This window comes from Phenylobacterium sp., assembly GCF_030651185.1.
Taxonomy (GTDB): Bacteria; Pseudomonadota; Alphaproteobacteria; order Caulobacterales; family Caulobacteraceae; genus Phenylobacterium.
In genome coordinates this window covers 58,976-85,140 of record NZ_JAUSCJ010000032.1, presented here as the reverse complement: position 1 = coordinate 85,140, position 26,165 = coordinate 58,976, and the positions used below count along the sequence as shown (strand labels likewise).

Below are 26,165 nucleotides of genomic sequence, written 5' to 3'. Positions count from 1 at the left end.
CAAAAAAAAACGCCCGGCGAAGCCGCGGCGCGGCCTCTCCGGACGTCGTTGTCCCTTCCATCCGACGATCACCGTCGGCGGCCCTGTCGGGCCCGCGCAGAACCTCGTTGTCCCGCGTGTCGCCCCTAGGGAGAGGCCCGCCGCGCGGCACGGCAATCGGAAACCCGTGCTACCCGAGACGATAGGCGGCCATCGGCGTCATATTGCACAGCAGCAAAGCAGGAAGCGGGGCCACTCTGCCCGGAATTCACGCGTTTTGACGGTCGCCCAGGGTGGAGGGAGCCCGTCCTGACGGGGTTCCAGCGCCTTCCACGGCCATGCAGGCGGCGGGATCGACCCGGTCAGGCGGCGGAAACCCACGCGCGGGAGGGCGCATTCGGGAGATTTCGCTGCACTCGCGAAGGTTCAGCCCGACTGGGCGTCCTCGGCCTCGGCGGTTTCGAAGGCCGCGCGACGGGCCTCCATCTGGGCCATCCGCTCGGCGCGCAGGGCCGGATCCCAGGCGTTGCGGGGCCCGACGTGCATGCCACCGTCCACCAGCATGCTGACCCCGGTGACAAAGGCGCTCTCGTCGCTGGCGAAGAACAGGGCGGCGTTGGCGATGTCCTCCGGCAAACCCGGCTTGGCGATCGGCTGGGCGTCGGGCGCGGTCTGGGCCATGCCCTGCTTGATCATGGTGGCCATGCCGGCCGGCACCACCGAGCTGGGGGTGAAGATGTTGGTGAGGATCAGGCCCGGGCAGATGGCGTTCACCCGCACCCCGTCGCGGGCCACCTCGGCGGCGGCGACCTTGGTCAGGTGGATGACGCCGGCCTTGGCCACCGAATAGGCGATGGGTCCGGCCCCGGCCTGGGTTCCGGCGATGGAGGCGGTGTTGACGATGGCCCCGCCCCCGCGCGCCTTCATGTGCGGCAGGGCGTAGCGCATGCCCAGCGCCACGGAGCGGAGCAGCAGGTTCTGGCTCAGGTCCCAGGCCTCGCCGGTCATATCCTCCAGCCGGGCGGGGGAGCCTCCGGCCCCGGCGTTGTTGAACAGGATGTCCAGCCCGCCGAAGGTTTCGGCGCAGGCGGCCATCAGCGCCTCGATCTGGCTTTCCTGCATGACGTCGCAGTGGCGGTAGGCCACCTGGCCGTCAAAGCGGGCCGCGAGCGCCGCGCCTGCCGCGTCGTCGATGTCGCCCACCATGACCTTGGCGCCCTCACGCACGAAGAGCTCCACCGTGCCCAGGCCGATGCCCGAGCAGCCGCCGGTGATGACGGCGATCTTGGTCTTCAGGCGGTCCATAAGCTTTTCCCCACTGGCCGTGTCCGGCGATCCTGGCGCCAGGATGATCCCGCCCCGACGCGGGCGCAAACCCATTCTTCGAAAAAATTCGACTAGGTTTGCGCATCCCGACGAGGGCGATTGAAACCCCGCGCCCGGCCTCCGCGATCACGAAATGAACAATACTCAACCCCAGTATTTTTAAGGCGTAACCGGTTCTTCGAGCTTCGGAATATCGGACCTAAAGTTCGAAAGAATGGCGCCCGACCCGACCTGGACTCCGCCTGGCCCGGCGATACTGACGCGAATGTCAAAGATTGACGGAACGGAATGCATACCTCAGGTTCGAAAATAGCGCAGTCATAGCGCAGGGCCGAAGAGCCATAGGGGGAGGATACCTAGGATGAACCGTAGATTCCATTTGCTGACCGCCAGTGCGTTGGCAAGCGCCGTGGTCGCAGGCGCGGCCCATGCGCAGAGCGGCGGCAACATGATCGAGGAACTGGTCGTCACCGCCGAGAAGCGTGAGCAGAGCCTGCAGGACGTTCCGGTCGCGGTTTCGGCCTTCACCTCGGAGCGGCGCGATCTGATCGGCATCAGCTCGGTGCAGGACATCACCAACTTCACGCCGGGCCTGGCCTATTCCGCCGGCACCGACCGCATCAGCCTTCGCGGCATCGGCCGCCTGACCAACAACCTGGCGTCCGAGCCCGGCGTCGCCACCTATGTGGACGGGGTCTACACCTCGTCCACCGTCGAGGTCGGGCGCTCGCCGCTGTTCGTCGAGCGGGTCGAGGTGCTGCGCGGGCCGCAGGGCACGCTGTACGGCCGCAACTCCATCGGCGGCGCGATCAACACCATCTCCAAACGCCCGACCAACGCGTTCTCCGGTGAGGTCCGCGCCAGCTACGGCAGCTACAACCGCAGGGTCATTGAGGGCACGGTCTCCGGCCCCATCACCGAGGGCCTGCGTTACCGGCTGGGCGCCTCGATGATCAAGCAGGACGAGGGGTGGTTCCACAATATCGCCGGCGGCCCCGACGAGGGCGACATCCGCGACGAGAGGTACTTCGAGCTGCAGGTCGAGGGCGACCTGGGCGAGAACGCCGACTTCTGGGTCAAGGCCGCGCGCGGCAAGTATGACAACCGTTCAGCCCCCGGCGGCCGCACCGGCGGCGGCCTGACTCCGCAGGACACCGCCCTGATCACCCCCGGCGGCCTGTCACCCGGCGCGGGCTATGGCTTCGCCTTCGGCCAGAACATCGTGGCGCTCGGCCCGGCACGAAACTCGACCTTCGTCGCCACCGGCGGCGACCTGACGGCCTTCTCCACCAACGCCGACACCTTCAACGGCGTGCGGAACTATTCCAGCCAGATCCAGGTCAACTTCAACTACCACTTCGACGAGATGGACCTGAAGTACATCGGCGGGTTCCAGCACTACAAATACGCCCTGCAGAGCGACTTCGACGGCGCCGCCCTGCTCTCCTACACGATCCCGCTGAACCCGGGCATCACCTCGTCCACCCAGTGCAACCCGACCTTCGTGGCCTTGGGCATCTGCCGGCCCCTGGTGGCCAAGCCCAACGTGGTCAGCCTGTACCAGGAGAACAAGGAGTGGTTCAGCCACGAGCTGAACCTGACCTCCACCAATGACAGCCCGGTTCAGTGGATCCTGGGCGCCTATGTCTACAACGAGAAGTACAAGCAGCCAGTCGAGCTGACCCTGCCCGACCAGGCCGAACTGGCCACGCCGTCGGGGGCGCCCGCCAACCCCAAGCGCCTGATCTATTACACCGACCAGGCCATGGAATCCTGGTCGCGGGCGATCTTCGGTCAGGCCGATTGGCAGGTCACCGACACCCTGAAACTGACGGCGGGCCTGCGCTACACCGCCGACAAGAAGAAGGGCGTGGAGTCCGGCCGGCTGTTCTGCTTCGGCTGCTCGGCGGCGGTGGACCCGCGCGTCCTCGGCTCCTTCACTCCGGTGCTGGACATCACCACCTCGACCTTCTCCGGCACGCGCCCGGTGGGGAACACCGACCCGCAGAAGGGCGTCGTCGGCCCGGCGGTCACCGACCCCTCCACCGGCATCCGCCGTCGCGGCCTCTACGACACCTGGGACGCCGTCACCGGCACGCTCAACCTCGACTGGACCCCGGACGCCTCGACCCTGGTCTACGCCAAGTACAGCCGCGGCTATAAGGCCGGGGGCTTCAACTCCGGCACCATCACGGCCTTCCCGGAGACCGACGCCGAGCATGTCGACGCCTACGAGCTGGGGCTGAAAAAGGACTGGAGCGGCACGCTGCAGACCAACGTCTCGGCCTTCTACTACGACTACCAGGACGCCCAGGTGCCGGTGGCCACCCAGCCGGCTGTCGGCCCCTCGACCTCGATCTTCTACAACATCCCCAAGTCCCGCAGCATGGGCTTCGAGCTGGAGACCATCTGGCAGCCGATCGAGAACCTGCAGATCCTGTTCAACTATTCCTACCTCGACGCCACGATCCGGGAGTCGTGCTGCATCCAGGACGGGGCCGATCCGGCCGCCGCCCAGCCCGGCGCCAAGCCGGTCAGCAGCCTGCCGGCGATCAATCCGATCACCGGGGCGCCGACCTCGCGCGGCCAGGACCTATCGGGCAACCACCTGCCGGTGGCCCCGCGCAACAAGGTCGCCTTCAACGCCAACTACACCTGGGCGTTCGAGCCCGGCTCCCTCACCGGCTCGTTCAGCTACGTCTGGCGCGACAAGGTCTATTCCTCGATCTTCGACCGCCCCTACTACCAGGCGCCGGCCCGCAGCCAGATCGACGCGCGCCTGACCTGGCGGGACAGCGAGGACCACTATTCGGTGATCCTGTACGGCAAGAACCTCACCGACGAGCAGGACTTCGACACCCTGAGCGCCACCCGTCAGACCGGGTTCAACGCCAGTGGCCAGTACGCCCTGAACCGCACCTATGTCCTGGTGCCGCCGCGCACCTACGGCATCGAGCTCCAGTACCGCTGGTAGGACCTGGACCACCTTGCCGAGCGGGAAACAGGGGGCGCGCCGGTCTGCTGGCGCGCCCTTCCGCTTCCCTCCCGGACGGTCGAAACCGCCCGGCGTGAACAGGCCGGGAACGCGTTGGCCGAACATCGACATTCGGCGGCAAACCGTTGGCGGGCAAGGGCTGGCTTTGTGTCAGGAATGTAAGATCAAAGCCGTTGACGGACCGGTACGCCTCCCGCACGGTTGCCTCCAAACAGCTCCGGCGCGGCTCTCTCAATTCAAGGGAAGGCTGCGGACGGATCAAAATAACAGCGGCCGTGGGCGACCTCCGCGGCGGGAGGATGATGTGGATGGCGGCCCCCCGATGACGTTCGGAGTCCAGGCCCCTCCCGTCACGGCCCCCCCATTTTTCAGCCTGGATTTTTCCGCCCGCGCGCGCGGGCGGCCCGTGCCATTTCATTCCTGGAGCCATTGATGACCTCGACCTCAGCCGTGGGCGAACGCCCCCCTGTGGGATTGACCACCAAGGTTCTGTACGGCCTGGGCGCCGTGGCCAACGCCGTGAAGGCGCGCGGCCTGTCGACCTTCCTGCTGATCTTCTACAATCAGGTGGTGGGCCTGCCGCCGCAGATGGTGTCCACCGCCATCTTCATCGCCCTGATCTTCGACGCCTTCTGCGACCCGCTGGTGGGCCAGATCTCCGACAACTTCCGCTCGCCCTGGGGCCGGCGCCACCCGTTCATGTACGCCGCGGCCCTGCCGGTCAGCCTGGCCTTCTTCCTGATCTGGAACCCGCCCAGCGGCTGGAGCCACACCGAACTGTTCGGCTACATGCTGGCCTGCCTGCTGGTCATCCGGCTGTTCGACACCTTCTTCGAGCTGCCGTCCTCGGCCTTGGCCCCGGAACTGGCCCGTGATTACAACGAACGCACCAGCCTGATCGCCATCCGCGGCCTGTTCACCGTGATCGGCGGCCTGGGCATGACCCTGATGGTCTACCAGGTGTTCATGAGGGAGAACGCCGACGGGTCGGGCGGCATCACCGAGCGGGCGGGCTATTTCGGCTATTCGTTGTTCGCCGCGGTGGTGATCTTCGTGGTGATCATCGTCTCCACCACCGGCACCTTCAAACAGATCCCCTATCTGCGCCAGCCGACGGCCCGGAAGATCAGCTTCAGGCTGATGGCCCGGGAAGTCGCCGCCACCCTCAACAACCGCTCCTTCGTGGTGGCCGCGGTGGCCGGCATGTTCATCGCCGTGGCCATGGGGTTGAAGAACGGGCTGGAGCTCTATTTCGCCCTCTACTTCTTCCAGCTCACCCAGGGCCAGCTCTCGATCCTCACCGCGCTCGGCGTCGCCGCCAGCGTGGCCGGCGTGATGCTCGCGCCGCGGGCCGGCGTGATGTTCGGCAAGAAGCGCGCGGCGATCGCGCTGTTCACCGGGGCGCTCGCCACCGGGATCACGCCGCTCACCATCACCCTGATGGGGATCGCCCCGCCCCCCGGCTCCGACGCCATGTTCTACATCATCTTCGTGGAGACCTTCTTCAACGGCGCCATGGCCGTGGCCACGGGCGTGCTGCTGTCCTCGATGATCGCCGACGTGGTGGAGGACGCCGAGGTCAAGACCGGCCGCCGGTCGGAGGGCCTGCTGTTCTCCGCCGACAACCTGTTCAAGAAGATCGTCTCGGGCATGGGGATCTTCGTCTCCGGCAGTCTGCTGGCCTTCGTCAACTTCCCCGCCAACGCCAAGCGCGGCCAGGTCGACCCGGACATCCTGCGAGAGCTGGCCCTGATCTACCTGCCGATCGCCACGGCGCTGTATGGCACGGCCATCCTCTGCCTCTTCGCCTTCAAGATCGACAAGGCGACCCACGAGTCCAACCTGATCAAGCTGAAGGATGCCGCGGCTCTCGCCGAACTCTCCGGGGCCGATGACCAGATCGGCGGCCTGCCCGGCGTCGCCGGCGGCGCGGCGCCCATCGCCCCGCGGAGCTGAGCATGAGCCAGGCCCTGGCGGCCGGTAAGGTCCCGCAGTCCACCAAGCTGATCTATGGCCTGGGCTCGGTGGCCTATGGCGCCAAGACCCAGCTGCTGGGGCTTCTCCTGCTTTTCTACAACCAGCTCGTCGGCCTGCCCGCCGCCGCCGTCAGCCTGGCGCTCTCCATCTCCATCGTCATCGACGCCGTCTGGGACCCCCTGGTGGGCCAGTGGTCGGACAACCTGCGCAGCCGCTGGGGCCGGCGCCATCCCTTGATGTACGCCTCAGCCATTCCCTTCGCGGTCTGCTGGGTGCTGCTGTGGCGCCCGCCGGTCGGCTGGTCGGACCAGGCGTTGTTTGGCTATCTGCTGGTGCTGGTGGTGGCCTCGCGGATGCTGATCAGCCTCTATGAGGTGCCCTCCTCCGCGCTCGCGCCCGAACTGGCGCCCGCCTATCACGAGCGCACCAGCCTGCTCTCCTATCGCTATCTGTTCGGAACCCTGGGCGGGGCCGGAGCCTCGATCCTGGCCTTCGCGGTCTTCCTCAAAGGCACCCCCGACCAGCCCATGGGCCAGCTGAATATCGAAGGCTACTGGCCCTATGCCCTGACCGTGGCCGCCATCATGGTGGTCTCGATCCTGGGCTCCACCGCCGGCACCCACGACCGCATCCCCACCCTGCACCAGCCGCCGGCCCGCAAGGCCACCCTGGCCGACATGGTGCGGGAAGTGTCCGCCACGCTCGCCAACCGCAACTTCCTGGTGATCGTGCTGTCGGGGACCTTCGCCGGCATGGCCGGCGGCCTCTCCAACGGCCTGGGCATCTATTTCAGCACCTATTTCTGGGAGCTGCCCTCCTCCAACCTGCTGATCCTGGTGCTGGGGGGCCTCGTGGCCTCGCCGGTGGCCGCCGTCATCGCGCCGCTGCTGTCCAAGCGGTTCGGCAAGAAACAGGCCTGTATCAACCTGTTCTTCGCCGGCCTGCTGGTCTCCGTGCTGCCCGTCGGCCTGCGGCTGCTGGGCCTGATGCCGCCGAACGGCGAGCCGCTGCTGGTGGGCATCCTGCTGCTGGATCGCATCGTCTCCGGGATGCTGGGGATCGCCGGCTACATCATCGTCGCCTCGATGATCGCCGACATCGTCGAGGAGAGCCAGATCAAGACCGGCCGCCGCTCCGAGGGCCTGCTGATGAGCGCCGACACCCTGTTGCAGAAGGTGGTGGGCGGGATCGCCGCCATCCTGCCCGGCATCATGCTGGCGGTGATCGGCTTCCCGGACCATGCCAAGCCCGGCGCGGTCGACCCCGACGTGCTGCGCAACCTGGCCCTACTCTACCTGCCCGCCACGGCGGCGCTGAGCGTGGCCGCCATCGGCTCGCTCTATCTCTACAGGATTGACCGCGACGCCCATGAGCGGAACCTGGAGACCATCGCCGAGGGCGCCGCAAAGGCCGAGCTTCTGGCCGAGGCTCTCGACCAGGCCCCCGAATCCATCACCACCATCACCCGTCCGGCCTGACCGGCGCCCTCAACCCACGAGCCGCAACGTGTCCGACGCCATACCGACCCTTCGAGAAACGCCGAAGCTGGGCGTGGGCGCCAAGCTGTCCTACGGGGTGGGTTCCATCGCCGTCGGGGTCTCGGTCCTCGGGCTCTCGGCCACCTTGCTGCAGCCCTATCTGAACCGGGTCATCGGCCTGCCCGCCCTGTGGGTGGGGACGGCGATCATGCTGACCCTGATGCTGGACGCGGTGATCGATCCCGCCATCGGCCAGTGGTCTGACAAGCTGCGCACCCGGTGGGGCCGACGCCATCCGCTGATGTACGCCTCGGCGCCGCTGATCGCGGTGGCCTGCATCGCCTTCTGGAACTCGCCGTCCGACTGGCCGGTGACCACCACCGGCATCTTCGTGATCAGCATGCTGGTTCTGCTGCGCCTCTGCGTCAGTCTTTACGAGATCCCGTCCTCGGCCTTGGCGCCCGAGCTCACCAGCGACTACCATCAGCGCACCAGCCTGTTCAGCTACCGGTTCTTCTTCGGAGTCCTCGGGGGTCTGGGGATGAACGTGGTGCTCTACCAGGTCTTCCTGTCGCCCGCGGCGGGGGGGATTCTCAACAAGGCCGGCTATGCGAACTTCGGCATCCTGGCGGCCGGGGTGATGGCACTCTCCATCCTGGTCTCGGCCATGGGCACCCACCGCCATATCAAGGACCTCTACCAGCCCCCGGTCCGCAAGGTTCCGCTCCGCCAGGTGGCCAAGGAAATCGTCGGCACGATCGGCAACCGGTCGCTGATCGTGGTGATGATCTCCGGCCTCTGCTCGGGCGTCTCCACCGGCCTGTCGGGCGCGCTCAGCCAGTACTTCTATATCGAGCTGTGGGGCGTCAGCGCCGCCTCGATCTCCTACATCTCGATGGCCGGCGTTCTGGCCTCGGTCTCGGGCGTCATCGTCGCCGGCCCGACCTCGCGGAGATGGGGCAAGAAGCGGGCGATGCTGGTGCTCTTCACCTGCTCGGTCCTCACCTCGGCCATCCCCCTGTCCCTCAAGCTGCTGAACCTGGCGCCCACCGACAGCGGCATGGTCCTGACCCTGTTGCTGGTGGACTATTTCGTCGCCACGACGCTCGCCATCGCCGGCTTCATCATCATCTCCTCGATGATCGCCGACGTGGTGGAGGACGCCGCGGTGAAGACCGGCGTGAGGTCCGAGGGGCTGCTGCTGGCCGCCAACGGCCTGCTGCCCAAGTTCACCGGCGGCATCGGGGTGTTCCTGTCGGGGGTGCTGCTGACGCTGGTGGCCTTTCCCACCCATGCGGCGGCCGGAACCGTGGACCCGGACATCATGCGGCGCCTGGCGCTGATCTTCCTGCCCATCAACACCGGCATGAGCCTGCTCTCGATCCTGGTCCTGCTGCCCTACAAGATCGACGAGGACCTGCACGCCAGCAACGTCGCCACCCTGGAGGAGGCCGCCGCGACGGCGGAGCGGGGCCGCATCGAGGCGGCCCGTCCGGTTGTGGACGGCGCCTGAGAGCCAGGACGACGCGCGGAATGCGGTTTAGGGTCTCAGGATAAATAAGAAACCGGGGGGATACCGTGGCCGAAGTCGTATCAGACGCTCAGACCGGACGCCGGCTGAGCATGCCCACCAAGCTGTTCTACGGCTTCGGCTCCGTGGCCTTCGGGGTGAAGGACAACGGCTTCTCCTACTTCCTGCTGATCTTCTACAATCAGGTCATGGGCCTGCCCGCCGAGACGGTCGGCCTGGCGATCATGATCGCCCTGTTCGTCGACGCCTTCCTCGACCCCATCGTCGGTCAAGCCTCGGACAACTTCCGCTCCAAGTGGGGCCGTAGGCATCCGTTCATGTACGCCGCGGCCATCCCGGTGGCGGTCTCCTACCTGCTGCTGTGGAACCCGCCCCAGGCGTTGGATCACCAGGGGCTGTTCTTCTACCTGATCGGCACGGCCATCCTGATCCGCAGCTTCATCACCTGCTACGAGATTCCCTCCTCGGCCTTGGCCGCCGAACTCACCACCGGCTATGACGAGCGCACCAAGCTGCTCAGCTACCGCTTCCTGTTCGGCTGGATCGGCGGCCTGGCGATGTACTTCGCCGCGCTGAAGATCTTCCTGACCCCCGACGCCGCGCACAAGGTCGGCCAGCTGAATGTCGAGGGCTACGCTCACTACGGCCTGGCCGCCGCCCTGCTGATGCTGTTGGCCATCCTGGTTTCCGCCGTGGGAACCCACGGCCAGATCCCGTTCCTGCGCGAGGCGCCGCATCGCAAGCTCAACCTGGCGACCTTGGCGCGCGAGATGGTTGGGACGCTGTCCCACCGCTCCTTCCTGCGCATCCTGACCGCCAACCTGTTCGGGGCGATGGCCGGGGGCCTGACCCTGTCCATCAGCCTCTATTTCACGACCTTCTTCTGGGAATTCAGCTCCGCCCAGATCGCGCTCTTCACCTTCGCCAGCCTGACGGCCGCCCTGTTCGCCTTTGCCGCCGCCCCGATCTTCTCGCGGAAGTTCGGCAAGAAGCGCTCGGCCATGACCCTGCTGCTGATCGGCGTCGTTGTCGGGGTCAGCCCCATTGTCCTGCGCCTGATGGGCCTGTTCCCGGAGAACGGCAGCCCCCTGCTCTTCACGCTGATCTTCGTGCAGAACGTGATCTCCACCGGCGCCACGATCACCTCCAACATCCTGACCTCCTCGATGATCGCTGACGTGGTGGAGGACAGCGAACTGCAGACCGGCCGCCGGTCGGAGGGCCTGTTCTTCGCGGCCTCGGCCTTCGTGGCCAAGGCGGTCACCGGCATCGGCATCTTCACCTCGGCCATGCTGCTGAAGGCCGCGGCCTTCCCGCAGGGCGCCAAGCCCGGCGAAGTCGACCCGGCGATCATCGCCCGGCTGGGGATGATCTACGTGCCGGTGCTGGTGGTGCTCTACGGTCTGTGCCTGATCTTCATGAACGGCTACCGCATCACCCGCGAAAGCCATGCCGAATCCCTGCGCCAGCTGGCGGCGGCGGCGGACCTGGTGAACGAGGGCGAGCCGGCGTCAGGGACGGGCAAGCTTTCCTGACCCCCATCGTCCCGTCATCCTCGGGCTGGTCCCGAGAATGACGGTCAGGGGTGTTTACCGCGCAAAGATCCCCATCAGCATCGGCCGGGCGAAGACCGAGGGCGCCGCCTTCTGGGTCACGCCGGGAACCCAGAAGGCCAGCTCGGCGCCGGCGTTCAAGGTGGCGTTCAGCATCTGGGCGGCGATGAAGGGGTCCACGGGGCGGATCGAGCCCTCGGCGATGCCGTCGGAGATCATCGAGGCGAAGCGGTCGGAGACGCGGTTGGAGTGGGCCACCTGCTCCTCGCGCATGGCCTCGGGCAGGGCCGAGAGCGCCGAGGTCCGCAGCAGGGGACCATATTCCGAGAGCTGGTATTCGGCGAGCGCGGCCGCCGCGCTGGAGAGCTTGGACCACTGGTCGCCCGGCAGGCTCATGGCCAGGCGCTGGACCCGGCGCATCACCTCGAAGGTGCGGTCGAAACAGGCCACCACCAGGTCATCCTTGGCCTCGTGGTGATGATAGAAGCTGCCCTTGGTGACGTTCAGCTCGGCGGAAATCTTGTCCACCGAGGCGCCCTTGTAGCCACGGCTGTTGATCAGGCGGGTGGCGGCCAGCAGGAAGGTCTCCCGGCCCAGCTCGGCGCCGTCGGAGGCCGCCAGCTCCGCCAGCGGCGCGGCCGCCGGCGCCCATTCGGCGCCCTCGGCGGCCAGGCCGCCAGTGAGGATGTCGAACATCCGGTCGCAGATGCGGCCATAGTCCTCGGGATCATACTTCGGCAGCCAGGCGCCGGCCCAGAACAGCTGTTCCAGCAGCATGTGGGTGCGCGCCGTGCGGCGGCCGCGGCCCAGCCAGGCGAGGTCGGGGGTGTCGAACAGGTTCCGCACCTTGCGGAACAGTTTCATGAAGGCGTCGAACACCTCGGTGCGGCGCGGGTTGTTCAGCGCCCGGATGTCCGACAGCACCGGCAGGGGCGGTGCGGCCCCGATGGCGCCCTGGCGCACCCGCTCGAGATACAGTTCCAACAGCCTGCGCAGCCGCTCGGTGGGGGTCTTCTCCTGCAGGGCGGTCTCGGCGGCGGAGGTCAGCCAGTCGATGCCGCGCATCAGGCAGGCGGCGGCCAGGTCGTCCTTGCGCTTGAAATAGTAGGTGACACTGGTGGTGGAGAGACCCACGGCGGCGGCGGCGACGCCGAGCGTGAGGCCCTTCACACCCTGGGTATTGAGGATGACCGTGGAGGCGTCGAGGATGGCGTCGCGCTTCTTCTCGAAGCGGTCCGTCGACCGGGCGACGTTTCGTTCAGCCATCTCCCCTCCGACCTCGCGCGGCCGCTCCTGGCCGATCCGCGAACATCCTCTCTATCGGACGGTCGAGCGCCGCGCCAAGCGGCAAGTTTCCCTGCACGTCACCCCCGGCGACGTGGGACTGGAACGCTGGCGGAACCCTACTTCTGGACCCAGACACCATCGGGGGTCTGATAGTAGTCCCCCGGGCGCAGTTTGAGCTGGACCACAGTCTGATAGGTGGCCGCGCCGGCGGCTTCCGAGGTGACGCCGTTCTTGGCGGCGGCGCCGCGATAGAGCTGGGCGCGGCCGGCATTGATCTCGGCGACGGCCGCCTGCACTTCAGCGTCGCCGGTCCCACGGACGAAGCCCAGGAAGCCGTCATTCTTCTCGCCCACAACACCCGCGGCCTTGGCGGTGTCCACGGTGGCCTTGGCGGTGGCGGCAAGCGCCGGGCCGGCGACGAGTGTGCCGGCGACGACGGCGACGGGGATAAGGTAGTTTTGGAAGGTCATGGTCATGGCCCCTTAGAACAGGTCCGGGTTCTGCTTGATCAGCGCCTTGACGTCATCGTCCAGGCGCAGGCGGACGTCGGCGTCCAGCTTGGCGTAGATGGTGATCGGCTTCACATCGACATGCACGGTGGCGCAGGCCCCGAGCACGGACGCGAACACCGCGGTCGCCGCGAGCGCGGCGAGGGGTCGGGCGGATGTCATATCGAGAACCTCATGGGTTGGGTTTCGCAGGGACCGGCTGAACGGGGTCTGAACCGCGAAGCTTCTGATACTCGGCGAAGTCGCCCAGCAGTTGATCGAGGTTGAGGGAGGAGTCCAGGGTCAGATCGACCTTGGTGCCCGACGGCAGGGGCAGCTTCCGGGTCAGGAAGCTGCGGGTGATGATCTCCTGCGGGGTCAGCCAGATCTCCTGGTGGGTCGGGGGCGCGTTCTCGCCCTTGATGTGGAACAGGATGCCGAGCCGACCCCTGGGCAGGCTGTTGATGGTGGCGTCGAGGCTCTGGAAAGCCAGGTTCTCCATGGCCTGATAGGCGAAGTCTGTGAAGGTGTCGGTCTCCGGGGTCGGGGTCTTCTCCCCCAGCGGCCCAACCGCCAGCGCGCCCTCGGCGGCGACGCCGGTCAGGGCCTCGCGACGGATCGACAGGCGGCCCGGCCCGGTGGCGCGCAAGGTCCCCGCCGCGATCCGCACGCCGTCCGGCGTCATCGTGAAGGGGATGGTCCCGCTGGCCCTGGCGGTCAGGTCCACGCGGTCGGCGAAGGGCGAGGCCTCCACCAGGTCCGAGAGCTGGACATTTTCGAAACTGACGACGCCCTTCCAGGACTGGCCGCCCGCGAAGGGCAGGCTGAAGGGCGCCAGATGCACCTGGCCGCCGCCCATGGCCATCTCCAGCCCCTCGACATGCACCGCCTCATCGGCGACGCCGAACGTGACCTGGGCCGTCGTGACACCGGCCAGAGCCTCGATGCGCCGGGCCGTCAGGGTCTGGCCGGGGGCCGTCGTCAGCGGCGCCAGACTGGTGAAGGTGATCTGGCCCGCCAGGCCTGTGACCTGACCGGCCGGGCTGCGGAAGTCGAGGCCGGGAATGTCCAGCGTGCCGCCGCTCGCTGACCCCGCCTTGCTCCAGGCCACCTGACCCTGGAACCGGGCCTGGCCGGTCGCGGGCGAGCCCACCAGGGCGGCGCGAGGCGACAGGGCGGCGGGCTGCAGCCCGGTCTCGGCGAAGGTCAGGGCGCCGGTGTCAAAGGTCAGGGCGCCGACGCCGGTCGCGCCGTCGTGGCGGAGATCGCCCTGGCCGAGGGCGCGTCCGGCGGGATCGGTGACACCGATGTCAGCCTGCCACACCTCGCCACTGACGCGGGCCTGGGCGGTGGCGCGGACGGGATTGAAGCGCAGGTCGGGCGAGGTGTCGGTGATCGTCCCGGCGCTCAGCGCCAGGGTCCCGGCGAGCCGGCCCTTGGCGGCGCCGAGGTCGAGGCTGCCCACGCCCTGGCTGATCGCGGCTTGCAGGAACGGGACCTTGGCCGAGAGGGTCTTGGCCCCGGCCCGGACGCGCCAGTCGCCCTTGGCCAGGGTGAACAGCGGCGCGCCGGAGGGGCAAAGCTGGGTCTCGATCGCCTCGACATCATTGGCGCCCAGGTCGAGGCGGCCGGAGACCGAGGCGCAATGGCGGGCGGTGAAGGCGATGGCGCCGTCGGCCATACGCAGATCTCCATCCGCCGTGACGACGCCGTCGCGAACCGGGCCGATGCCGGTCATGGCCTTGAGGCGAGTGTGGGCGGCGAGGCCGCCGGGGATCAGGCCATAGCGGTCCACGGCGAGGTCGATCTGGGGAAGGCCGCCGCCGGTGACCGCCAGGTGCAGGCCGCCGCCGCCGCCGGCATAGATGTGGCCAGAGCCAAGCGCCTGGATGGTGGCCAGTCCGCCTGCCGTGGGCCGGACCGAAAGCGGCGAGGTCAGGGCCAACTTCACGTCGCCCTCGCCGGCCGTGACCGACAGGCCACGCGTCTGTGCGTCGAAGCTACGGACGGCGCGCTTCAGAGCGGAGATCTCCGGGGCGTCGCCGGCGGTCGCGCCGCCGAGGCCCGACCAGTCGCCGTGGGTCGCCACGGTCCCGGCCAGGGCCAGGCCGCTGCCCTTGGCCGCCAGCACCGCCGAACCGCGCAGGGCGCCGCTGAGCCCGGTCAGGGTGAGCTTGTCCTTGTCGAAGCCCTCGGCGCTGATCCGTGTCGTCAGGCTGGCCGCCACCCGGTCGCCCCCGCGGCGGGTCCAGTTGAGGCCGCCGACATTGGCGGTCATCCGCAGGCCGCGCACCTGGGCCCCGGCCAGGTCGGCGCCGGCCGCCCCCAGGATCGCGGTCCCGTCGCCGGTCATCGCGAGAGTGTCGATCCAGCCGGCGGACTGACCCTTGAACGTGGCCTCCAGGCTGGCGTCCCGCAGCCGCGTCGCGCCGTACCCCAGCGACCTCGCGTTGATCTTCAAGGCCTGGGTCAGGCCGCCGTCGCCGCGCTTTTGCTTCAGGTCCGGATAGGCGGTGCGGGCGGCGAGCCGGATCGTCGCCTCCTGGGCGGTGATCTGTCCGAGCTTCAGGTCGCGGACCGTGGTCTCCAGGGTGGAAGCCACCTGGTCGCCCACCGTCACCAGATGCAGCTCTCCGGGCCCCAGGCGCACGGATCGATCGTGGCCCGCCAGGCTGGCCGGGGCGAAGGTCGCGTCCAGCCGCAGTAGGCGGCCGTTGTCCAGCTGGGCGCTAGCCCGGGCCAGCAGCGGGCCGTAGTCGGTGTCCAGGCGCAGCCGGGCGTCCTCCACCACGATCCTCGGCTGGCGGGCGTCGGGACGCGGGGGGCGTTTGCGCAGGGTGTCGATGAGGGGATCGAGGGCGCCGAGGCTCAGCCGCCCGTCCTTCCAGCGGGCCTTGACCACCGGGCGGACCAGGCGAACCGAGGTCACCGTCGCCCCAAACGGCTTGCCCGCCCACCAGCCTGTCAGGCCATAGCGGACCTCGGCCACCTGGGCCGTCAGGTCGGGATTGGCGGCGGGGCCGATGCGCAGGGTCCCGGTGAAGCCGCCGGGACCGAAGGTGGAGAAGGCCACCTCCGACTCCACGCCCTGGGACTTCAGCCAGCCGGTCAGCGCCTCGCGGACGATCGCCCGGCGGCCGGCATAGGCGACCACCACGACCAGCACCACGCCCACGGCCGCGATCGCCAGGACCGTGCGCCAGGTGCGCCGTGTGGCCTTGTCGGCGGCCAGGGGGAAGATCTCGGGATCGGTCAAGGCGCGCCGTTGCTGCGACTGGGGTGTCCAGTCTTAGCGCAAAAACGGCAGGGGCGAGGCCGTTCCCCGCGCGGGCGAGGAACGGCTCTCTTTTCTTACAGGCCGCCGAGGGTGGCGAGCGCCACGCCGCCGTCCACGGCGATGGTCTCACCCACCACATAGTCACCGGCGCGGCTGGCCAGATAGATGGCGGCCGCGGCCATGTCCTCGTCGCGGCCGATGCGGCGCGAGGGGATACGCTTGGCGATCTCGTCGCCCTGGTCGCGGGCCACGCGGTTCATTTCCGAGGCGAAGGCGCCGGGCGCGATGCCGGTGACGTTGATCGAGTCCTCGATCAGCGTCGCCGCCATCCGGCGGGTCAGGTAGATCAGGCCCGACTTGGACGCGTGATAGGAATAGGTTTCCTGCGGATTGAGGCGGATGCCGTCGATCGAGCAGATGTTGATCACCTTGGCCGGCTGCTCGTGGCTGGCGGCGGCCTTGAGCGCGCCGTGCAGGGCCTGGGTCAGGAAGAAGGGCGACTTCAGGTTCAGGTCCATGACCTTGTCCCAGCCGCTCTCCGGGAATTCGTCGAAGGGCGCGCCCCAGGCGGCGCCGGCGTTGTTCACGAGAATGTCGAGCTTCGGCTCATGCTCGCTGAATCGCTTGGCCAGCGCCTTGCAACCGTCCACCGTGGAGACATCCTGCGGCAGGGAGATGCAGTTCTCGCCCAGCTCCGCGGCGGTCTCGTCGCAGGCGCCGGGCTTGCGCGAGGAGATATAGACCTTGGCGCCCTGCTCGATGAAGCCGGCGGCGATCATCTTGCCGATCCCGCGCGAGCCGCCGGTGACCAGGGCCACGCGGCCCTTCAGTGAAAACAGATCCAGAGCCATCGCGCGCTTCCCTATTTTGAGCGTTGAAACTTGGTCTTAGACCCAGGTTTCCGCCGCGAAAACCCTACGCACATTTGACTCGCGCCCCGCGCGACGGGCCTGTAACAACCGTTTGAATCTCTCCAGCCGCCCAGCCTAGAGGCGGTCCTGAAACGCTGAAACGAGGATGCGCCCATGACCGCCATCAACGCCGTGACCGACCTCACCCTGGAGGGCGACGTCGCCGTCCTCACCCTGAACTCCCCGCCGGTGAACGCGCTGTCGGCCGCCGTGCGCCAGGGCCTGTTCGAGGGCTTCAAGGCCGCCATCGCCGATCCGGCCGCCAAGGCGATCGTGCTGATCTGCGAGGGCCGCACCTTCATCGCCGGCGCCGACATCACCGAGTTCGGCGCCGCCATGGCCGATCCGCAACTGGCCGACGTGCAGGACATGATGGAGAGCTCCACCAAGCCGGTGGTGGCCGCGATCCACGGCACCGTCCTGGGCGGCGGTCTCGAGGTCGCGCTGTGCGCCCACTACCGCGTCGCCGTGCCGTCCGCGAAGTTCGGCCTGCCGGAAGTGAACCTCGGCCTGCTGCCGGGCGCCGGCGGCACCCAGCGCCTGCCCCGCGTGGTGGGTCCCGAACGCGCCCTGGAAATGATGACGAGCGGCCGCCACGTGCCAGCCAAGGAAGCCCTCTCCGGCGGCCTGGCCGACGAACTGGTGGAGGAAGGCAAGCTCCGCGACGGCGCCATCGCCTTCGCCCGCAAGGTCGCCGCCGAGGGCCGTCCCCTCACCAAGATCCGCGACCAGAACGCCAAGGTCGAGGCCGCCCGCGGCAAGCCCGAGATCTTCGCCGACTTCCGCAAGGCCAATGCGCGCAAGTTCCGCGGCTTCCTGGCCCCGGAATACAATATCCAGACCATCGAGGCGGCGGTGAACCTGCCCTTCGACGAGGGCATGAAGGTCGAGCGCAAGCTGTTCAACGAACTGATGAGCGGCAGCCAGTCGGCCGCCCAGCGCTACACCTTCTTCGCCGAGCGCCAGGCCCAGAAGATCCCCGGCATCGCCGACGACACCCCGCTGATCCCCATCAAGAAGGTCGGCGTGATCGGCGCCGGCACCATGGGCGGCGGCATCGCCATGAACTTCGCCAACGCCGGCATCGCCGTGGTGATCGTCGAGCAGAAGCAGGAACCCCTGGACAAGGGTCTCGGCATCATCCGCAAGAACTATGAGCGCACCGCCTCGCGCGGCGGCATCACGGCGGCCCAGGTCGAGGAGCGCTGCGCCCTGATCACCGGCTCGCTGTCGATGGAAGACTCGTTCGCCGACGTCGACCTGGTGATCGAGGCCGTCTTCGAGCGGATGGACATCAAGAAGGACATCTTCGCCAAGCTGGACGCCATCTGCAAACCTGGCGCGATCCTGGCCACCAACACCTCGGGCCTGAACATCGACGAGATCGCCTCGGTGACCAAGCGTCCCGAAAGCGTCATCGGCCTGCACTTCTTCTCGCCGGCCAATGTCATGAAGCTGCTGGAGATCGTCCGCGCCGACCACACCAGCGACAGCGTCATCGCCACCTCGATGAAGCTGGCCAAGCAGATCGGCAAGACCGCCGTGCTCGTCGGCGTCTGCCCGGGCTTCGTCGGAAACCGCATCCTGGGCCAGCGCCAGCGCGAAGCTCAGAAGCTGGTGATGGAAGGGGCCATGCCCTGGGACATCGACCGCGTCCTCTACGACTTCGGCTTCCCCATGGGCCCCTTCGCCATGAGCGACCTGGCCGGCCTGGATATCGGCTGGGTGAAGGAGAAGTCCAACGGCGAGAGCATCCGCGACGTGCTCTGCGAAGCCGACCGCCGCGGCCAGAAGACCGGCGCCGGCTATTACGACTACGACGAGAACCGCGTCGCCAAGCCGAGCCCCTTCACCGAGAAGGTGATCAACGACTTCATCGTCAAGTCGGGCGCCAACCCGCGCAAGATCAGCGACGAGGAAATCCTGGAACGCTGCATCTTCCCGATGATCAACGAGGGCGTGAAGATCCTCGAGGAGAAGAAGGCCATCCGGTCTTCCGACATCGATGTGGTCTGGCAGAACGGCTACGGTTGGCCGGTCTATCGTGGCGGCCCGATGTGGTACGGCGACCAGGTCGGCCCGGCCAAGGTGCTGGCCAAGATGCAGGAATTCCAGGCCACCATGGGCGACGCCTTCAAGCCTTCGCCGCTGCTGGAAAAGCTGGTGGCCGACGGCAAGAAGTTCTCCGACCTGTAAATGCGGGCGGTCTGGCCAGCGGCGTGCCTTCTCCCCTTGCGGGAGAAGGTGGCCCTGCGGAGCAGGGTCGGATGAGGGGTCGCACCGCCTCATCCGCCTCGGTCGCGGCGACCAGACCTGAGACCGCCGCCCGACCCCTCATCCGTCGGGCTGCTCGCCCGACACCTTCTCCCGCAAGGGGAGAAGGAGACCTTGAGCCAGCCCTTTCAAACCCTTCTCCCAAACCAAGGACCTCTCTTCATGCGTGAAGCTGTCATCGTCTCCACCGCCCGCACGCCGATCGGCAAGGCCTATCGCGGCGCGTTCAACAACACCTCCGGCGCCGAGCTGGGCGGCCACGCGATCGCCGAAGCCGTCAAGCGCGCCGGCATCGATCCGGCCACCGTCGATGACGTGGTGATGGGCGCGGCCCTGCAGCAGGGCTCCACCGGCAACAACATCGCCCGGCAAGCTGCGCTCCGCGCGGGCCTGCCCAACACCGTCTCGGGCATGACCCTGGACCGCCAGTGCTCCTCGGGCCTGATGGGCATCGCCACGGCCGCCAAGTACATCATCAACGACGGCGCCAATGTCGCGGTCGGCGGCGGGCTGGAAAGCATCAGCCTGGTCCAGAACGACAAGATGAACCGCTACCGCACCAGCGACGCCTGGCTGAACGAGCACGTTCCGGAAATCCACGTCTCGATGATCGAGACCGCCGAGATCGTGGCAGAGCGCTACGGTGTGTCGCGCGAAGTGCAGGACGAGTACGCCTACCAGTCCCAGCAGCGCACCGCCCAGGCCCAGGCCGACGGCCGGTTCGACGCCGAGATCGCGCCGCTGACCTCGATCATGATGGTGCAGAACAAGGAGACCGGCGAGTTCTCCGAAAAGGAAGTCCGCCTGACCCAGGACGAGGGCAACCGCCCGCAGACCACCCTGGCCGACCTGCAGAAGCTGGCGCCCGTGTTCAAGGGCGGCCAGATCGTGAAGGAGGGCAAGTTCGTCACCGCCGGCAACGCCAGCCAGCTCTCCGACGGCGCCGCCGCCGTGGTGCTGATGGAGCGGAAGGAAGCCGAGCGTCTCGGCCTGACGCCGCTGGGCGCCTATCGCGGCATGGCCGTGGCCGGCTGCGGCCCGGAAGAAATGGGCATCGGCCCGGTCTTCGCGATCCCCAAGCTGCTGGAACGTAACGGCCTGACCATCGACGACATCGACATGTGGGAGCTGAACGAGGCGTTCGGCAGCCAAGTGGTCTATTGCCGCGACAAGCTCGGCATCGATCCGGCCAAGTACAACATCTCCGGCGGCGCCATCTCCATCGGCCACCCCTACGGCATGACCGGCGCGCGCGCGACCGGCCACATCCTGCACGAGGGCAAGCGCCGCGGTTACAAGTACGGCGTCGTCACCATGTGCGTCGGCGGCGGCATGGGCGCCGCAGGGCTGTTCGAGATCTTCTAGGTCTCGACACCGTTCGATTGAGGAAGGGCCGTCCGCGAGGGCGGCCCTTTTTCGTTGCGCGCGCTCTTCGCTGTGCGAAGGCGAGGCTTAGAAGATCGACCACGAACGACACGAACAATCAGTGTCATCCCGGAAAGCCCGCAGGGCTTGTCCGGGACCCAGACGCGCGGGGCGTGCCATATAAATCGGTGCTTCTGGGTCCCGGTCTTCCGCTGGCGCGGACACCGGGATGACACCCAGGGACGCGCCGCCGCCTGTTCGTGCCGTTCGTGAGGTTCGTGGTTCAATTTTGGGAGCGTCCCGCCCTCCCCACCGAAGACGAATGGCCTAGAGTGGCGCCAACAATCCGGAGCGCTCCATGCAAGCCATCCCGCTGCCCACCCTCGAAACCCTGCTGGACGGCCAGATCGATATCCGGCGGCGGGACGGCTCGATCCAGCCCATGCGGCTGCCGGTGGCGGAGCTGCCCTTCTATGACGCCTTCACCCAGTGGGTGGCCTCCTGCGCCACCGGGTGCCGGCTGCGGTTCTCCACCGACAGCCAAGCGGTGAAGCTGACCGCCACCCAGCACCTGCTGGCCCTGCCCAATGATGGGGAGCGGCGGGGCGCCTACGACCTCTATGTCGACGGCGCCTTCTTCGCGCGCGGCTGGGGCGAGGGCGGCGCCGAGATGAACCCGCAGGGCGGCCTGACCGGGGACGCGGCCCTCACGGTCGCCTTCGAGGGCCTGCCGGCCGGCGAAAAGCGGTTGGAGCTTTGGCTGCCCCAGGCGGCCACCGTGGCGATCACCGGCCTGGAACTGGACGATGGCGCGAGCCTGACCGCGATCCCCGACGGCCGCCCGCGTGTGCTGTTCCACGGCAGCTCCATCAGCCACGGCATGGAGGCCGAGGGCGCCACCGCCAACTGGCCCGCCGTGGCCAGCCGGCTGGCCAACCTGGATCACCTGAACCTGGGCTGGGCCGGGTCCTGCCTGCTGAGCGGCCTGGCGGCGCGGATCATCCGCGACCAGCGGGCCGACGCCATCGTCCTGAAACTGGGGATCAACGTCCACACCGACGGCCAGTTGAAGGAGCGCAACTTCCTCGACGCGGCGCATTCCATGATCTCGATCATTCGCGAAAAGCACCCGACGACGCCGATGCTGATCGTCTCGCCGATCTGGTCGCCGCCCCGCGAGAGCACCGGCGACGGGCCGAGCCTGCAGCGGATGCGGGTGCTGCTGCAGCTGGTGGTGGCGGCGCGGGTGAAGACCGGCGACGACGCCATCCGCTATCTCGACGGCCTGGAGCTGTTCGGCCCCGCCGACGCGGCCCTGCTGCCCGACGACCTGCACCCCAACACCGAGGGCTACCGGCTGATGGGCGAGCGGTTCCACCGGCTGGCGCTGAGCGGGGACGGGGCGCTGCTGAAGTCCTAGCCCTACCCCGTCATCCCGGACGGCCGACTGGCTGCGGCCGGGATGACGTGGCGAATTACGCCCCGAACAGCTCCCGCAGGTAGGGGTTCAGCATCCGGCCTTGCGGATCGAGCCGGCGGCGGACGGCCTGGAAGGCCTCCCAGTCCGGATAGAGCCTGGCTAGCTGCGGCGCCTTGAGGCTGTGAAGCTTGCCCCAATGGGGGCGGCCGCCATGCTTCAGGAAGATCGGCTGGATCAGCTCGAACAGGAACCTGTAGTCGTCCTTGTAATAGCAATGGACGGCCACCGAGCCGCGCGGGGCCCCGTTGAACGGCGAGAGCCAGGCGTCGTCGGCGGCGATGCGGCGCAGTTCGATGGGGAAGAAGACGTCACGCCGGTGCGTCTCTATCGCCGCCACCACCTCTTTCAGCGCCGCCATCTGGTTCTCCGGCGGCAGGTGGAATTCCATCTCGTTGAAGCGGACGGGACGCTCGGTGGAGAGCAGTTTCCAGCCCTCGCCCACCGCCTCTTCCGGCTTGGTCCCGCCCAGCAGGGCCTTGGCGGCCGCCTTGCGCAGCGGAGTGGAGAAGCCGAGCAGGTTGCGCAGCTGCTTGAGGGCCTCAAGGAAGACGTCGTCGCTGGAGGACGCGGGCGGGGTGGCCGCCGCCTCGGTCTCGTCGTGGGTGATGTTGGCGGCGAGGTCGGTGAAGGGGACGGCGTAGAACTCGTAGTTCCTGTGGCTGGCCCAGCGGGCCTCGGCCTGGGCGATGGTGTCCGCGAGCGGTTCGATCCAGACCTTGCGGTGCAGGCGCCGGTTCTCCGAGGTCTGCAGCCGGACCTGGGTGATGACGCCGAGCGCGCCCAGGGAAACCCGCGCCGCGTGGAAGACATCGGCGTTATGGCTCGCGTCGCAATCGAGGACGTCCCCCCCGACCGTGGCTAGCCGCAGGGCGGTGATGTCGCCGTGGATCGCCTTGAAGGCCGTGCCCGTGCCGTGGGTGCCGGTGCCGATGGCGCCGCCCAGGGACTGCTTGTTGATGTCGGGCAGGTTGGGCATGGCCCGGCCCTTGGCGGCCAGCGCGGGTCCCAGGGCGCCCAGGCGCGTGCCGGTCCAGACGACGGCCTGGGTTCCCTCCCAGCGTTCCACGCCGGCCACCTGGTCGAGGGTCATCAGCGTGCCGGAGGTCGGCACGAGGGCGGTGAAGGAGTGGCCGGCGCCGACCGGTCGGATGGGCGCCGTCGCGGTCTTCAGGACCTGGGCGACCTCCGCCTCGGACATTGGCGCGCTGCGGACGGCGGGATAGGCGCTCTCGATCCCCGACCAGTTGCGCCAGAGCATCTTGCCTTGGGGATCGACGCTGGCGGGCGCGGCGGGCTCGGGCTTCTCGCGGGTGGCGAGGAAGACCCCGCCCCCGGCCACGGCGACCACACCGGCGCCCCCGGCCAGCAGGGCCCTGCGGCGGCTGATCATGACGGGTCTCCCTCGTGGCCGGCGATGAAGGCGATCAGGGCCTTGAAGTCGTCGGGCGTGCAGGCGGCGCACTGGCCCCCGGCCGGCATGGCGCGGTAGCCCTGGACCACGTGATCCAGCAGCACGGTCTCCCCCTGGTGCCAGCGTGGCGCCCAGGCCCGCGCGTCATGGGTCAGGGGCGCGCCGGCCGCCGGGTTGACGTGGCAGGTCTTGCAGGACCCCTCATAGAGCTGCGCCAGCCGCGGGTCGGCGGGCTTGAGGCTGGCGAAATCGGCGGGCGGCCCGGCGGGCTTGGCGCAGGCGGCCAGGCTCAGCAGCGCGGCCAGGATCAACAGGTGTCTCAAGCGTCCTCCCCCGGGGCGCGGCGGCCCTCTTGTAGAGGTAGGACAGTAGCGTTGGAAGCGGCGAGCCTCCTAGCCCCCTCCGTCACGCGCTGACGCGCGCGCCACCTCCCCCGAACCGCGCTCCGCGCTGGGGGAGGAACTAGACGCTCCCAATTCCTCCCCCAGGCCGCAGGCCGTCTCGGGGGAGGTGGCGCGCGCAGATATGCGCGTGACGGAGGGGGTTAGGGCCTCACCGTGATCCGCACCCGGCGCCGCTCGGGATCGGTGACACCGTCCGGCGTTTCGAGGTCGGGGTGGGCGACCGCCGCCACCGGCGCGGCGCCAAGCTCCGTCAGGGCCTGGACCACCTTGTCGGTCCGCGCCTGGGCGATACCCACAGGCTCGGCCAGGGTCTCGCCATTGGACAGCCGGCTCGCGGCGCGCCAGCCCTCGACCCTGACCTGGCCGCCGGAGGCCTTGGCGTAGGCGACCGCGTCCAGCACGCCGCGGAACTGGTGGACGTTGATGTAGAGGCCCTCGAAGCCGAAGCGGACGTCCCAGGTCCTCACCCCGTAGGGCGGCTGCGGCGCCGGCGGAAGGGGGCGCGGAACCTCCGGGCCGGTGGCCAGCTGGCGGCCGCGATTGGCGGGGCCGGGGCCTCTCGGGAAGTCGGCGATCTTGAAGCCCTCGGCGGGCAGGACCTTGGCGCAGGTCTCGTCGATCTCGGGCAGGGCCGAGACCACGACAGGCTTCAGCACGACGCCGCCGCAGACCCGCGAACCGTCGAGAACCGTGCCCTCGACAAGCGCCCGGTGGCGCAGTTGGGGCGGGTGGAAGGCCTCGCTGATGTCGCCCTGAACGCCCAGGTAATAGAGCTCGCCGCCGGACTCGGCGAGCCAGCAGGGGACCGGCTCGGTGTCGCGGATCATCGGGCAGGCGACGAAACTTCGTTGGGCCGGGGGCGGGGCGCCGGCGGTCAGGGCCAGGCAGACCAGGATGACCAGGCGTCTCACAGCACGCTCATGAAATTGACCAGGTCGCGCTTCTCCTGGGCCGTGAATTTGATGGCGTAGCGGCGGTCATAATAGTCGACCAGGGCGGGCAGATCCTTGGCCGAGCCGTTGGCGAAATAGGGGGCGCGGGCCGCCAGGCCCCGGAACTGCTGCATGGTGATGGAGCCCACGTCGCGGCAGAGGCCGGAGATCAGGGCCCGGCCCGGATCGTGGGTGTAGATCGCCCGGCCCAGGAACGGGTGCGGTGGAGCGTCGGCCCGGCAGGTGACCTTGAACAGCGGCAGGTGCTTCAGCGGGTCGGCGGTGGGCTGGTTGTTGGTCCCGATGTCCATCCAGCCGGGCGCCACGTCCATGCCGGTCATCTGGGCGTTGTGGCAGGTGGAGCAGGTGCGCTTGATCGGGTTGCCGAGGCCCACGGTGTTGAGGTGGCTGGTGTCGGAGATCCAGAAGGGGCGGGTCAGGAAGATATCCGCGCCCCGGGCTGCCGAGGCGCGGAAGGCCGCCTCCCCTTTCAGGGTCTCCCCGGCCTTGGCGCGCCAGAGATCGAAGGACTGGAAGACCGGGGTCTTCAGGTCATTGCCCAGCAGGCCGGGCCGCGCCTTGGCCAGGGCCGCCGCGCCGAGGCCGGGGGGCGACCCGGCGGGGACGGCCTGGGCGGCATAGACCTGGGTCTCGAAGGCCAGGATCTGCTCCAACTGGTCCCGCGTCGGCGCGGCGGGCGCCTGCAGGTGGGTGACGGCGGCGTCGATGGCCTGGGTCTTCAAGGTCGGCTGCCGGGCGTCGGCCATCAGTTGCATGCTGACCGGCGCCCCGGTCTCGGGATCGCGGGCCAGGGGCATGCCGGTCTTGACGTTGAAGCCGATGCTGTCGGGCGTCGTCACGTACTTCAGATTGGCCGCCGGGCGCGGGCGGCGGAAGACCGAGATCATCGGATTGGGGCTGGTCAGACCAAAGACCGGGTCGCCGTTGCAGCCGCTGGGATCGCGCACGACCTCCAGGGAGAACTCAGCGTCCTTCACCGGCCACTGCAGGAAGATGCGGAACAGGCCGTGATCCAGCAGCAGGCTGTGGGAGGACCGCTTGGCGGCGTCCAGGCTGGGACAGTTGGCGCCGTCGACGGCGGCGAAGACGGGGTCCTTGCCCTTTGTGGCCTTCCAGCGCTGGCGCAGGGAAGCCACCGAGACGCTCATGCCATCGGCGGGCTGGTGGCAGGTGACGCAGGCCCGGCCATTGGTCCCCAGCGGCGTGAAGAACGGATGGCCCTTGGTCTCAAGCCCGCCGCCCGCGTTCCGCACCTCCAGCCGGCCATAGGGATTGGCGTAGGCCGCCGCGGCGGCCATGCGCCGGCCGTCGCCGGCCTCCCACCAGGACCTGTCGGCCGGGACGTCCACGCGCTCCGGCGTCTGGGCGGCGAGCGGCAAGGCGAGCGCCAGCGCCATCCAGCAACCCACCAGACCTCGCCATTTCATGCCGCTCTCCCTGGCCCCAACTGACCATGAGCCGGCGGTCGGGAAAAGG

18 protein-coding genes are annotated in these 26,165 nt (G+C 68.5%); 8 read left to right on the top strand and 10 right to left on the bottom strand.

Annotated elements, in window-relative coordinates:
• Nucleotides 1–405: 405 nt before the first annotated feature.
• Complete coding sequence (locus Q7J39_RS16135) at nucleotides 406–1,284, bottom strand: SDR family NAD(P)-dependent oxidoreductase (RefSeq protein WP_304827380.1); 879 nt, start codon at nucleotides 1,282–1,284, stop codon at nucleotides 406–408.
• A 382-nt stretch (nucleotides 1,285–1,666) separates the two neighbouring features.
• Between Q7J39_RS16135 and Q7J39_RS16130 the strand changes: the two genes are divergently transcribed.
• The 5 genes from Q7J39_RS16130 (at nucleotide 1,667) to Q7J39_RS16110 (ending at nucleotide 10,821) form a co-directional block, all read left to right on the top strand.
• Complete coding sequence (locus Q7J39_RS16130) at nucleotides 1,667–4,279, top strand: TonB-dependent receptor (protein ID WP_304827378.1); 2,613 nt, start codon at nucleotides 1,667–1,669, stop codon at nucleotides 4,277–4,279.
• Between the two features lie 453 nt (nucleotides 4,280–4,732).
• A complete protein-coding gene (locus Q7J39_RS16125; protein ID WP_304827375.1) occupies nucleotides 4,733–6,256 on the top strand; it encodes an MFS transporter in 1,524 nt (507 codons plus the stop codon).
• Between the two features lie 2 nt (nucleotides 6,257–6,258).
• Complete coding sequence (locus Q7J39_RS16120) at nucleotides 6,259–7,755, top strand: MFS transporter (protein ID WP_304827372.1); 1,497 nt, start codon at nucleotides 6,259–6,261, stop codon at nucleotides 7,753–7,755.
• Complete coding sequence (locus tag Q7J39_RS16115) at nucleotides 7,646–9,268, top strand: MFS transporter (RefSeq protein WP_304827369.1); 1,623 nt, start codon at nucleotides 7,646–7,648, stop codon at nucleotides 9,266–9,268. The genes Q7J39_RS16120 and Q7J39_RS16115 overlap by 110 nt, the downstream gene beginning before the upstream one ends.
• A 65-nt stretch (nucleotides 9,269–9,333) precedes the next feature.
• On the top strand, nucleotides 9,334–10,821 hold the full coding sequence (locus Q7J39_RS16110) for an MFS transporter (RefSeq protein ID WP_304827366.1): 1,488 nt from the start codon (nucleotides 9,334–9,336) through the stop codon (nucleotides 10,819–10,821).
• Between the two features lie 54 nt (nucleotides 10,822–10,875).
• On the opposite strand, the gene Q7J39_RS16105 is transcribed toward Q7J39_RS16110, so the two are convergent.
• From Q7J39_RS16105 to Q7J39_RS16085, 5 genes are all read right to left on the bottom strand, one after another.
• A complete protein-coding gene (locus tag Q7J39_RS16105; RefSeq protein WP_304827363.1) occupies nucleotides 10,876–12,105 on the bottom strand; it encodes a TetR/AcrR family transcriptional regulator in 1,230 nt (409 codons plus the stop codon).
• A 137-nt stretch (nucleotides 12,106–12,242) separates the two neighbouring features.
• Nucleotides 12,243–12,596, bottom strand: coding sequence for a YdbL family protein (locus tag Q7J39_RS16100; protein ID WP_304827360.1), 354 nt, complete (start codon nucleotides 12,594–12,596; stop codon nucleotides 12,243–12,245).
• A gap of 12 nt (nucleotides 12,597–12,608) precedes the next feature.
• Nucleotides 12,609–12,797 carry a YnbE family lipoprotein gene (locus tag Q7J39_RS16095; protein ID WP_293495534.1) on the bottom strand — a complete coding sequence of 63 codons (189 nt, stop codon included), beginning with the start codon at nucleotides 12,795–12,797 and terminating at the stop codon, nucleotides 12,609–12,611.
• 10 nt (nucleotides 12,798–12,807) lie between these two features.
• Nucleotides 12,808–15,870 carry a YdbH domain-containing protein gene (locus Q7J39_RS16090; protein WP_304827355.1) on the bottom strand — a complete coding sequence of 1,021 codons (3,063 nt, stop codon included), beginning with the start codon at nucleotides 15,868–15,870 and terminating at the stop codon, nucleotides 12,808–12,810.
• A 95-nt stretch (nucleotides 15,871–15,965) separates the two neighbouring features.
• Nucleotides 15,966–16,742, bottom strand: coding sequence for an SDR family oxidoreductase (locus Q7J39_RS16085; protein ID WP_304827353.1), 777 nt, complete (start codon nucleotides 16,740–16,742; stop codon nucleotides 15,966–15,968).
• 174 nt (nucleotides 16,743–16,916) lie between these two features.
• On the opposite strand from Q7J39_RS16085, the gene Q7J39_RS16080 reads away from it, so the two are divergent.
• From Q7J39_RS16080 to Q7J39_RS16070, 3 genes are all read left to right on the top strand, one after another.
• Entirely contained in the window at nucleotides 16,917–18,998 is a 2,082-nt protein-coding gene (locus tag Q7J39_RS16080; RefSeq protein WP_304827349.1) for a 3-hydroxyacyl-CoA dehydrogenase NAD-binding domain-containing protein, read from the top strand.
• A gap of 240 nt (nucleotides 18,999–19,238) precedes the next feature.
• A complete protein-coding gene (locus Q7J39_RS16075) occupies nucleotides 19,239–20,441 on the top strand; it encodes an acetyl-CoA C-acyltransferase (protein WP_304827346.1) in 1,203 nt (400 codons plus the stop codon).
• A 358-nt stretch (nucleotides 20,442–20,799) separates the two neighbouring features.
• Nucleotides 20,800–21,861, top strand: coding sequence for a GDSL-type esterase/lipase family protein (locus tag Q7J39_RS16070; RefSeq protein WP_304827343.1), 1,062 nt, complete (start codon nucleotides 20,800–20,802; stop codon nucleotides 21,859–21,861).
• Between the two features lie 55 nt (nucleotides 21,862–21,916).
• Here Q7J39_RS16070 and Q7J39_RS16065 read toward each other — a convergent pair whose 3' ends face one another.
• The 4 genes from Q7J39_RS16065 to Q7J39_RS16050 form a co-directional block, all read right to left on the bottom strand.
• Nucleotides 21,917–23,311, bottom strand: coding sequence for a D-arabinono-1,4-lactone oxidase (locus Q7J39_RS16065; RefSeq protein ID WP_304827340.1), 1,395 nt, complete (start codon nucleotides 23,309–23,311; stop codon nucleotides 21,917–21,919).
• On the bottom strand, nucleotides 23,308–23,655 hold the full coding sequence (locus Q7J39_RS16060) for a cytochrome c5 family protein (RefSeq protein WP_304827337.1): 348 nt from the start codon (nucleotides 23,653–23,655) through the stop codon (nucleotides 23,308–23,310). Before Q7J39_RS16060 ends, Q7J39_RS16065 begins: the two co-directional genes overlap by 4 nt.
• A 221-nt stretch (nucleotides 23,656–23,876) precedes the next feature.
• Nucleotides 23,877–24,647, bottom strand: a complete 771-nt coding sequence (locus Q7J39_RS16055; RefSeq protein ID WP_304827335.1) for a hypothetical protein — start codon at nucleotides 24,645–24,647, stop codon at nucleotides 23,877–23,879.
• Nucleotides 24,644–26,116, bottom strand: a complete 1,473-nt coding sequence (locus Q7J39_RS16050; protein ID WP_304827333.1) for a hypothetical protein — start codon at nucleotides 26,114–26,116, stop codon at nucleotides 24,644–24,646. Before Q7J39_RS16050 ends, Q7J39_RS16055 begins: the two co-directional genes overlap by 4 nt.
• Between the last annotated feature and the right edge of the window lie 49 nt (nucleotides 26,117–26,165).

Bases quoted from the DNA above. Each gene is read 5' to 3' on its own strand.
- Q7J39_RS16135 (WP_304827380.1), bottom strand. From the start codon at position 1,284: ATGGACCGCCTGAAGACCAAGATCGCCGTCATCACCGGCGGCTGCTCG.
- Q7J39_RS16130 (WP_304827378.1), top strand. From the start codon at position 1,667: ATGAACCGTAGATTCCATTTGCTGACCGCCAGTGCGTTGGCAAGCGCC.
- Q7J39_RS16125 (WP_304827375.1), top strand. From the start codon at position 4,733: ATGACCTCGACCTCAGCCGTGGGCGAACGCCCCCCTGTGGGATTGACC.
- Q7J39_RS16120 (WP_304827372.1), top strand. From the start codon at position 6,259: ATGAGCCAGGCCCTGGCGGCCGGTAAGGTCCCGCAGTCCACCAAGCTG.
- Q7J39_RS16115 (WP_304827369.1), top strand. From the start codon at position 7,646: ATGAGCGGAACCTGGAGACCATCGCCGAGGGCGCCGCAAAGGCCGAGC.
- Q7J39_RS16105 (WP_304827363.1), bottom strand. From the start codon at position 12,105: ATGGCTGAACGAAACGTCGCCCGGTCGACGGACCGCTTCGAGAAGAAG.
- Q7J39_RS16100 (WP_304827360.1), bottom strand. From the start codon at position 12,596: ATGACCTTCCAAAACTACCTTATCCCCGTCGCCGTCGTCGCCGGCACA.
- Q7J39_RS16095 (WP_293495534.1), bottom strand. From the start codon at position 12,797: ATGACATCCGCCCGACCCCTCGCCGCGCTCGCGGCGACCGCGGTGTTC.
- Q7J39_RS16085 (WP_304827353.1), bottom strand. From the start codon at position 16,742: ATGGCTCTGGATCTGTTTTCACTGAAGGGCCGCGTGGCCCTGGTCACC.
- Q7J39_RS16080 (WP_304827349.1), top strand. From the start codon at position 16,917: ATGACCGCCATCAACGCCGTGACCGACCTCACCCTGGAGGGCGACGTC.
- Q7J39_RS16075 (WP_304827346.1), top strand. From the start codon at position 19,239: ATGCGTGAAGCTGTCATCGTCTCCACCGCCCGCACGCCGATCGGCAAG.
- Q7J39_RS16070 (WP_304827343.1), top strand. From the start codon at position 20,800: ATGCAAGCCATCCCGCTGCCCACCCTCGAAACCCTGCTGGACGGCCAG.
- Q7J39_RS16065 (WP_304827340.1), bottom strand. From the start codon at position 23,311: ATGATCAGCCGCCGCAGGGCCCTGCTGGCCGGGGGCGCCGGTGTGGTC.
- Q7J39_RS16050 (WP_304827333.1), bottom strand. From the start codon at position 26,116: ATGAAATGGCGAGGTCTGGTGGGTTGCTGGATGGCGCTGGCGCTCGCC.